The following is an 8,199-nucleotide window of genomic DNA, read 5'->3' on the forward strand; positions in this document are numbered from 1 at the left end:
CTCGATGGTCACGAAGGCAGTCGTGTCCTTCAGCGAGATCGCCGGCCGCTGCCGCGTCGTCCTCGATGTCGAGGGCTCCACCCCTTCGTCGAGTGCGTCCCCTGTGCCCGGACCATCACCGAAGTCGCATGACGTCGGCGGGTCGAAAGCCTGAAGATGCCGGGGAGCAGCAGGAAGAGCCCCGCCTGCGGACAGACGAGTTGAACTGCTGCAGACCGACAATGAGCCGACCAGGGCCAAGACCAGGCCGGGCAGCGCCGAGCCATCGGTACTTTCTGTGAGCTGCGAAGATCACCATTCCCCCTTTGCTTGATCACCGAAGCAGTGCAGACTGTACCTAACAGTGATCGGCTGGCTCCGGGATGCCGTATACCCGGGGAAGACCTATGGCGACAGCCCGCCGTGACCCATGGCCCGATTGATCACGAGAAGGACTACACGCCTCCACCCGTCGGCCCTGACCGATAGGGTCAAGGCCGTGGAGAAGGCCATGGTTCGTCCGCGGCCGGGCAGCAAGGACCAGGGAGGGCACAGGGGTGTCGGCAGCGGGCAAGGACGGCAACTCGGGGGCGCGTCGACCAAAGCCTGCACCGCCTCGCGTGCAGCGCTGGTTCCAGGAACGCCCCTCTCCGTTCCCGCACGAGCAGGAGGCGCTCGACCACGTCAAGGCGCTGATGCCGCAGGCGGAGCCCTTTCGGGCCTGGGCGACCTTTTCGTTCACGGCCGCCTCGGGCCGCACCAACGAGTGCGACCTGCTCATCCTCGTGCCGCGCGGCCTGTTCCTCGTGGAGCTCAAGGCGCACCCGGGGCGTCTCGTCAACAACGGGAGCACCTGGAACTTCCACGGCCCCGACCGGGTCCGCACGATCAACAATCCCCTGCACCTGACCGACCTCAAGTCCAAGGAACTGCGGGCCCGGCTGACCTGGGCCGCACAGACCTCCCACACAGGTGTCCGCATCCCGTTTGTCTCCCCGGCGGTGTTCCTGTCCGCTCCGAGCCTGCGATCCGAGCTCGACACCGTCCAGCAGACCAACGTCTACGGCCGCGACGACGGCGCCAGCGGCCTGCCCCGGATCTGGCAGGACTTCCTCGGCCTGCCCCCGCAGCGGGACTCCGAGGCTGCCCGGCGCGAGCGACTCGACCTGGCACGGGCGCTGCCCGACCTCATGAAGAGGATCGGCGTTCGGGCATCCACTGCCCACCTGAGCTTTGGTGACGGCTGGAACCTCGCCGGGCGCCCCCTCGACGGCGGCCCCACGTGGGAGGACCGTCTCGCCATCCGCGAGCAGCCCATCCGCGAGGAGGGCCGCGTCCGGGTCTACCTGGTGAGCCTCCAGGCAACCGCGGAGACCCGAAACTCGGTCGAACGAGCAGCCCGGCGCGAGTACCAGGTCCTCCAAGGCATCAGCCACCGCGGCATCGCCCAAGCCCGGGAGTTCCGCGACCACCAGGGTGGCCCGGCCATCCTCTTCAACCATCGCGCCTCCGACCTGCGCCTGGACGCCTATCTGGCCACCCACGGCGCCTCACTGACCCCCGACACCCGACTCGAGCTCGTTCGCCAGATCGCCGACGCGCTGCGCTACGCCCACCAGCGCTCGCTCTACCACCGCGCTCTCGCTGCCCGCTCGGTCTACGTCTCCTGCAAGCCCGACGGGTCCAGCCCGGTCGTGCGCATCGTCGACTGGCAGGTCGCCGCCCGCGACTTCGACAGCTCCTCGCACCCTTCTCTCGGCACCCCGAGTGCAGGCGGCGACCACGTCGAAAACGCCGCCCAGGTCTACCTGGCGCCGGAGTTCGACATGGAATTCGCCGACCCAGTCGACCTGGACATCTTCGGCCTCGGCGCCCTCACCCACCTGATCCTGAGCGGCGAACCGCCGGCCGAGCGCCGCAGCGCCATGATCGAGCGGCTGACGAACGATGGTGGGCTGCGCCCCTCGGCTGTGTCGGATGCCGTCTCGGAAGAACTCGACGGCCTCGTGTATCAGGCAACCCGGGCAGACGTCGCCGAACGGCTCGAGTCGGTGGACCGGTTCCTGGACGAGCTCGACCGGATCGAGCACGCAGCGGCCACGGAAGCGCTGGCGCCCGCCGGCGTGGACCCTCTCATCGCGATGGCGGGGCAGAGTGTCGACGCGGAGTGGAGCGTCGAGAAGGTCCTCGGCATCGGGGCCACGGCCAGGGCTCTGCTCGTGCAGCGAGAAGTGGAAGATCTCAGCGGTACGATCCGGGTGGAACGGCGCGTGCTCAAGGTTTCCCTGGACGAGACCCGCGACGACCGCCTGGAGTCCGAGGCGGACGTACTGGCCAAGGTCGGCGGGGGTGCTGTGGTGCGGCTTCTCGCCGGCCCGCGCAAGATCCACGACCGGAGGGTGCTGGACCTCGAGTATGCAGGCGAGCGCTCACTCGGAGCCCGACTGCGTGGAGACGGGCGCCTGACGTATCACGAGCTGGAGCGTTTCGGCCGTGACCTCTTCACCGCCCTTGACCAGCTGGCCGGCAAGGGAGTGTGGCACCGCGACCTCAAGCCCGACAACTTCGGCGTGCTCCAACGGGCCGATCGCTCCTGGCAGCTTGTGCTTTTCGACTTCTCCCTCGCGGAGGCGTCGGAAAGGGACGTGAAGGCCGGCACCCGCGGCTACCTCGATCCGTTCCTCGACACGCCGCGCCGACCGGTCTTCGACAACCACGCCGAGTACTACGCCGCAGCGGTCACCCTGCACGAGATGGCGTCCGGCGAGCGCCCCCGCTGGGGCGACGAGATGACCGATCCCCGCACCACCGACGACGAATACCCGGTGATCGCGGAGGAAGTCTTCGAACCCGCCCTGAAGGACGGACTGACGGCGTTCTTCCGGCGGGCGCTGCATCGCGACGCTGACCGCCGCTTCGACACCCTGCGGCAGATGCACGAGGCTTGGGAGTCCGTCTTCGCCAAGGCCGATGCGATGGCGCCCGACGACGAGGACGACGAGACGGAGGACCTGCAGGCGGCTCGCGACCGCGTTGCCGCGCAGGCCGAGCAGGACACCCTGCTCAAGGATGCCGGTCTCTCACCGCGCGCCCAGTCCGTCGCGAACTCGTTCGGCGCGACCACGGTCGGGGAGCTTCTCAACGTACCGCTGCACCAGATCGCCCGGGCCCGTGGTGCGGGCGCGGTGATCCGTAAGGAGCTCAACCGTCGGCACAAGCAGTGGACAGCGAAGCTCCGCAAGACCGCTGCACCTGCCGTAAAGCCCGCAGGGAAGTCGGAGAGTGCGTCCACGGTCCCGCAGATCGACCTGGCAGAGCTGCCGGCGGACATGGCAGCCCGAGCCAGCATCGACGAGATCGCCGCTCACCTTGACCCGGGCCCGAACAGCAAGGGCTCGCGCAAGCGCGAGATCGTCAGGCTCACACTCGGCCTGCCCGGCGTGGACGGAGCGCTCTCCACACTGCCGGCCTGGTGCTCCCAGACGGATATCGCCAAGGCGTTGACCATCTCGCAGGCGACCGTCTCGCGCAGCCACGTCGCCGCGATCCAGTCCTGGGCGGCCGATCCTTTCCTGACGAGTCTCAGGGAGGAAATCCTGGCGTTCGTCGCCGGATCAGGTCGGGTGGTCACCGCCCAGGAAGCCGCAACAGACCTGCGAATCCGCAAGGGGGTACGGGAGCAGGACCCGCAGCGCGCCGAGGCGCTGGCGCTCGCCGTGGTACGCGCGGCCGTCGAGGCGGAGGCCTGGCAGCAGAACAAGGCCGACGACGACCAGCCGCGGCTCGCGGTGCTTCGGCGAAACGGCAAGGTCTTCATCGCGTGCGAGTCCCTGTCAGGGACCAGCGACCCTAGCGCTCCCGAGCTCGCGGACTATGCACGGGCGCTCGGACAACAGGCGGATCGGCTTGCCCAGACCGAACCCCTGCCGGACCGCGCCGTCGTGATTCGCGACCTGCGGTCCGTACCGGTGCCGTCGGGCATGACTCCCGTGTCGGACGGCCGCCTGGTGGCACTCGCCTCGGCAGCCGCTCAGGACGCCCTGTACTCACCGCGTCTCGAGCTCTACCCGAGAGGGCTCGGCCTCGCTCAGGCGATCCGTATCTCGCAGGCCGCCGCCGGTATCCGGCGCGACCGGGGTGCAACCGCGGATGAGCTGCTCGCCAAGGTGCGACTCCGCTTCCCTGATCTGGATCTGGCCGAGCCGACCGCGGTCGAGCTGGAAGAGGCTTTGGCCGAGGCGATGAAGCAGGCGCTTCAGCACGCGGGATTCGTCCTCGAATACGACGCGGAAACCAAGCGTTTCCGCGCGCCGGTTCCGGAGGGCGTCCGCTCCATGACCGCATCGGCGACCGCGACCACGCTGTTCCCGAGCGCGGCCGGCGTAGCCGCAGCGTCGGCGGCGGCCGGCCGAGACCCGAAGGCACTCCTTGGGGCCAAGCTGGACGACGCCCTTCGCCGCGGAGGCTTTCTAGCTCTGACTCTGCGAGGCAAGCACCTCCCCGGTGCCGCCGACCTCCTTGCCGCCGCGTACGGCGTGGAGCCGGTCTCGCTGGGCGGGCTTTTCCTCCGTGAGTTCCGCGCGCTGGCCACCGAGCACGGCACGGACTGGGGACGTGTCCTGACCATCGACACCAAGTTCACCGAGTCCGGCGAACTGCCGCGAGGGCTTGCGTCGTACGTCAGGGGCACCTGGGCCCGCGTCGGTGAACGCCTGCGCGAGCGACTCGAGACTGCCGGGCCGACAGACGTGCTCTTCCTCCACGATGCAGGTCTGGCTGCTCGATACCAGGACGCCGGCGGGCGGGAACTGCTGGTCACGCTGCAGAACGCGGCCCGTCGGGAGTTCGATGCCCCGCACGGCCTGTGGTTGCTTTGCCCGCAGGAGGCGCCCCACGAGAGCCCGCAACTGGACGGCATGATCGTTGAGGTGCTCGGTGAGGCGGAGCGGGCCGTGCTGATCAAGGACTTCCTGGACGAGCTCCGGGTACGGAGCGCCGCTGCCTGACGAGACACGCCTCGGCGGCGGCCCTCGAGCTTCGAAACGCCGATCGTTCGGGTGCGCCGAACTGGCAAAATGGGGAACCGCACGGTCCGCTGGGGCCGACGGATGGACGGACAAGGGACGGGCGCTGTGACGGGTCGGGGAGTGGACCAGAACGAGCTGCTGAAGGACCTGCGCAAGCAGGTGGCGGCTCTGGAGGACGACCTGCGAGAGCGCAGCCAGGACGTACCGGAGTTCGCGGAGACGCTGGACGATGAGTACCAGCGTGCCCGGGCGGCTGAGCGCACGGCCGCCACGTACGAGAGCTGGCGCGAAGAGCGGATCACCCAAACTGCTGTCGCCTGGGTCCTCGGCACAGTGTTCGTCCGCTTCTGCGAGGACAACGGGCTGATCGAATGGCCGTGGATCGCCGGCCCCGGGGAGCGGCTGGCGGTCGCGGAGGAACGCCACGAGGCGTACTTCCGGGAGAACCCTGAGCAGAACGACCGCGACTGGCTCGTCGCCGCATTCGATCACCTTGCGGCGGCGAACGAGACGGCGGGAGGGCTCTTCGACCGCAACCACAACCCCCTGTGGGGGCTTACACCGAGTTACGAGGCGGCCCGGGCGCTGCTGGCGTTCTGGCGGCGGAGGGGCGAGGACGGCGAGGCGATCCACCTCTTCGAGAGCGAAGGCTGGGACACCCGTTTCCTCGGCGACCTATACCAGAACCTCAGTGAGCACGCACGGAAGACGTACGCACTGCTGCAGACTCCCGAGTTCGTGGAGGAGTTCATCCTCGACCTCACGCTCGAGCCGGCGGTGGAGGAGTTCGGACTCTGGCCCGAGCTGACCATTCGCGAGAGCGAGTCGCGTCTCGTTGAGCGGCGGGGACTGCGGACGATCGACCCGGCGTGCGGCAGCGGGCACTTCCTGCTGGGGATCTTCCAGCGCCTGCTGGCGAAGTACCGGGAAGAAGCCGGGCCGGGCGTCGACGACTGGGCGAACGTGCGGGCCGCACTTGAGGCGGTGCACGGGTGTGACAAGAACCCGTTCGCGGTGAGCATCGCCCGCTTCCGGTTGCTGGTTGCGGCGCTGAAGGAGGCCGGGGTAGGGCGCCTGGACCAGGCACCGAAGTTCCCGATCAACGTCGCTGTCGGCGACTCACTGCTGCACGGACGAGGCGTCGGCAAGCGTAAGCAGAAGGGGAAGTCGGACGACGACCTGTTCTCGGCGATGGGGGTGGCCGACGACGGGGACGAGGAGGAGTCGGAGGGGGCGTTCGCGTACTCGACGGAGGACGTGCACGAGTTCGTCCGTAGCTGCGACCTGCTGGGGCGGCATTCGTACCACGTGGTCGTCGGGAATCCTCCATACATCACCGTCAAGGACAAGCAGGAGAACGAAAACTATCGGGATATCTATGACGCATGCTCGGGAACGTATGCGTTGACTATTCCATTTGCTCAGCGGATCTTTGACTTGGCGACACGCGATCAGCGGGGTTACACGGGGCAGATCACTGCAAATTCGTTCATGAAGCGCGAGTTTGGGAAGAAGCTAGTGGAGAGCTTTTTCCGGTCGGTTGTAAAGCTGACGCATGTTATTGACACATCTGGCGCCTACATCCCTGGGCATGGCACCCCGACTGTGATCCTTATCGGGCGCAACACGGACCGAGGTTGGAATGACCCAATCCGGGCTGTACTTGGCGTGCGTGGGGAGCCGGGCCAGCCTGAGGATCCGGCGAATGGCATGGTCTGGCGTGCTATTGCAGCGCAGGTTCATGCTGTAAGCGAGTCCGACTGGGTTACCGTCGAAGATATCGCCCGAACTGATCTGGGTAGCCATCCTTGGTCGCTTGCTGGCGGCGGGGCATCGCGCCTCACAGCCGCTTTGGACCACCAAGGTGCGCGGTTGAAGGCTCGCATCGAGAGGATTGGCTTCTATGGTGACAGTCATGCCGACGAGGCATTCACTCTTCCCGCCAATGGCCGCTGGCCGAAGCTGGCAGAGGATCTTCACGCGAGGATAGGAGTTCGCGGTGACCAATCGCGGGACTGGTCCTTTAGTGGGTTCGACCTGACTGTTCTGCCGTATACTCCCCAGAAAGAAATCTTGGGGGATTCTGATCTCGGCGCGCCATTCGCCAGGCATTTTTGGCCGATGCGCTCCGATCTTTGGATGCGTGGAACATTTGGCGGTGGAACCTATCGGTCCGATGGGCGTCCGTGGTGGGCTTGGCATCAGCTTCCAAAGGATTCCGGAGCTCATGAATGGGCAATTTCCTTTGCATTTGTGGCGACTCATAATCACTTTGTGCTGGATAAGACTGGGACGGTCTTCAATCGTTCCGCCCCGGTGATCAAGTTGCCGAAGGCAGTCTCCGAAATTGAGTTTCTGGGCTTGTTGGCCGTCCTTAACTCCTCGGCTGCCTGTTTTTGGCTGAAGCAGGTTTGTCATGATAAGGGAAGTCAGTCTGGCACTGGTGGATTTATGCATGACGAGTGGGAACGATTCTACGAGTTCACAGGGACGAAGCTTCAGGAATTCCCTCTTCCTTCGGTTATGCCGGTTGAGCTTGGTCGCGCTATGGAAGAATCTGCACGGGATCTGGCTTCATGGGAGCCCTCGATGATCTCCGTATCCGGTGTGCCCAGCCGGAACATCCTTAATTCGGGTCGAGTTGCACACATGGCTATTCATCGTCGGATGATCGCGTTGCAGGAGGAGCTCGACTGGCAGGTATATGGCGCGTATGGTCTGTTTGCGGACGTTGAATCTAAAGCTCTAACCGTTCCGGACCTCGGTGTCGTTCCGGAGATTGCTCTCGGTGAGCGCGCTTTCGAGATTGTGCTTGCTCGTAAGGTGGCAGCCGGTGATGCAGAGACGGTCTGGTTTGAGCGGCATGGCTCGGTTCCGGTCACGGAGATTCCCTCGTCCTGGCCCGAGTGGTATCGCGAGATCGTGCAGCGTCGGATCAATGCAATTGAGAAGCGCCGCGATATCGCGCTGATCGAGCGGCCTGAGTGCAAGCGTCGTTGGTCATCACCCACATGGGAGAAGAAGGAAGCCGAGGCTCTCCGTACCTGGCTGCTGGAGCGTTGTGAGCGTGAGGAGCTGTGGTTCCACGTCCGGGACGGCATGCGTCAGCCTCGTACGCTTACGCCGGCGCAGCTCGCAGACTTGTTCACTCGTGACGCCGATGTCCAGGCCAAGGTAGTCCAGCCCGGGCGGT

2 protein-coding genes are annotated in these 8,199 nt (G+C 66.1%); both read left to right on the forward strand.

The features are described from left to right. The first annotated feature begins 599 nt into the window (after positions 1-599). Positions 600-4,985, forward strand: a complete 4,386-nt coding sequence (pglW, locus tag MCM47_RS22300) for a BREX system serine/threonine kinase PglW (RefSeq protein ID WP_238863416.1) — start codon at positions 600-602, stop codon at positions 4,983-4,985. Between the two features lie 141 nt (positions 4,986-5,126). Further along, positions 5,127-8,199, forward strand: a 3,073-nt coding sequence (gene pglX / locus MCM47_RS22305) for a BREX-2 system adenine-specific DNA-methyltransferase PglX (protein ID WP_238863417.1), incomplete at its 3' end; no start/stop codon positions are given.

The organism is Kitasatospora sp. A2-31 (genome assembly GCF_022288725.1).
In the GTDB taxonomy this organism is placed as follows: Bacteria; Actinomycetota; Actinomycetes; order Streptomycetales; family Streptomycetaceae; genus Kitasatospora.